Origin of the sequence: Collinsella sp. SGI.033 (genome assembly GCF_050315135.1) — a bacterium.
Lineage (GTDB): Bacteria > Actinomycetota > Coriobacteriia > Coriobacteriales > Coriobacteriaceae > Collinsella.
Window position 1 is genome coordinate 1 of the sequence record NZ_JBNPOK010000050.1, and the last position, 1,686, is coordinate 1,686.

3 protein-coding genes are annotated in these 1,686 nt (G+C 52.7%); all 3 read right to left on the minus strand.

All coding sequences use genetic code 11. The features are described 5' to 3' along the window. Window positions 1-255: 255 nt before the first annotated feature. Genes rplT through infC form a run of 3 tightly spaced genes read right to left on the minus strand, consistent with a single transcriptional unit; the run spans window position 256 to window position 1,455 of the window. Window positions 256-615 (minus strand): 50S ribosomal protein L20, encoded by a 360-nt coding sequence (gene rplT / locus ACQRC0_RS08675; RefSeq protein WP_006234421.1) that lies wholly within the window; start codon window positions 613-615, stop codon window positions 256-258. Between the two features lie 46 nt (window positions 616-661). Beyond that, complete coding sequence (gene rpmI, locus ACQRC0_RS08680) at window positions 662-853, minus strand: 50S ribosomal protein L35 (RefSeq protein WP_006234422.1); 192 nt, start codon at window positions 851-853, stop codon at window positions 662-664. Between the two features lie 32 nt (window positions 854-885). Continuing rightward, on the minus strand, window positions 886-1,455 hold the full coding sequence (infC, locus tag ACQRC0_RS08685; protein WP_006234423.1) for a translation initiation factor IF-3: 570 nt from the start codon (window positions 1,453-1,455) through the stop codon (window positions 886-888). Window positions 1,456-1,686: the final 231 nt, after the last annotated feature.

Below are 1,686 nucleotides of genomic sequence, written 5' to 3' on the forward strand. Positions count from 1 at the left end.
CGAAGCGATGTGGGACGTCAATTCCACTCTTCACAAGTCCTACACAATATATCGCTTCCTATATAAGTAATAGAAAGGCTGGTGCAGAAATACTGCACGTATCAGATGATGACCCTTCGGTTAAGAGATATATAAAGATCGGTCACCTGTAAGTGTCTATCTACCCGCGCTTTTGCTATATAAACCAGCGCCTTAGATAAAAAGAGGGAGCGCCGCGCACAGCGCGACACTCCCCTAGCGATTCAAGAGAATCAATTAGGCCTCGAGAGCCTTCTTGGCGATGGTAGCCAGCTCGTTGAAAGACTCGATGTCCTCGTAAGCCATCTGAGCCAGGACCTTGCGGTCGAGCTCGATACCGGCGACCTTCAGGCCGTGCATGAACTGAGAGTAAGAGATGTCGTTCAGGCGAGCAGCAGCGTTGATACGGGTGATCCAGAGAGAGCGAATCTCGCGCTTCTTATTGCGGCGGTCACGGTACTGATACTGCAGAGAGTGCTGGACCTGCTCTTTAGCATGCTTGTAAGTACGCGAAGCGGCACCGTAGTAACCCTTCGCACGGTGCATAACGGTACGGCGCTTCTTCTTGGCGGCAACAGCGCGCTTAATACGTGCCATGTTCTATCAACTCCTAGACGGTTAAACGAAAAACGGGAACGCTAACTTAGGCGAGACGCGACTTGATGACCTTGCGGTCGGCAGCGGCGATCTCGGTCTCCTGACGGAAGCCACGCTTACGCTTGGTGGACTTCTTGCTCAGGATGTGGCTCTTGAAAGCCTTGGCGCGCATAAGCTTGCCGGTACCAGTCTTGCGGAAACGCTTCTTGGTGCCGCTGTGGGACTTCATCTTAGGCATGAAATACTCCTTAATCGGTTACAGAACACTAGTTACTTAGTATCACTTGCCGCTTTATCCTCATCAAAGGCGCCCTTAATTGGGGCGAGCAGCATAAGCATGTTACGGCCTTCCATCTTAGGCTTGGACTCGACCGTAGCGTAAGGCTTAAGATCCTCGGCGAGACGCTCAAGAACGTTAAGACCCTGCTCCGGGTGAGCCATCTCACGGCCGCGGAACATGATGGTGATCTTAACGCGTGCGCCCTTCTTGAGGAAACGCAGAACGTGGCCCTTCTTGGTCTCGTAGTCGCCAACGTCGATCTTGGGTCGGAACTTCATTTCCTTAACCTCGACCTTGGACTGGTTCTTACGAGCAGCCTTGGCCTTCATGGCCTGCTGGTACTTGAACTTACCGTAGTCCATGACCTTGCAGACCGGCGGCTCCGCGTTGGGAGCGATCTCGACAAGGTCGAGACCCTGATCGTCGGCGACGCGCTGGGCATCGCGGATGGCGAACAGGCCGAGCTGAGAGCCATCGACGCCAATCAAACGGCACGAAGATGCAGTGATCTCGTCGTTGATGCGGGTGTCATCAGACTTAGCTATTTTCCCTACCTCCATTCATAAAAAAATAACCCGGCGCTTCTTTGCAACCAGGTCGTACACATAGACATCCTCGATATGAGGAAGAGAATCTAAGTTGTATGACCAGTCAGCTGCTCATTGGCGCCAAAAGGTGGGAACCTTCGGGTTCCTCTTTAGGGCATTGCGGAAACAACGCCTTGGCGATAATAACACGTACCGCTCGTTATCACATTACGTACACGAAAAAGGGGGCCTTAACCCCCTTGA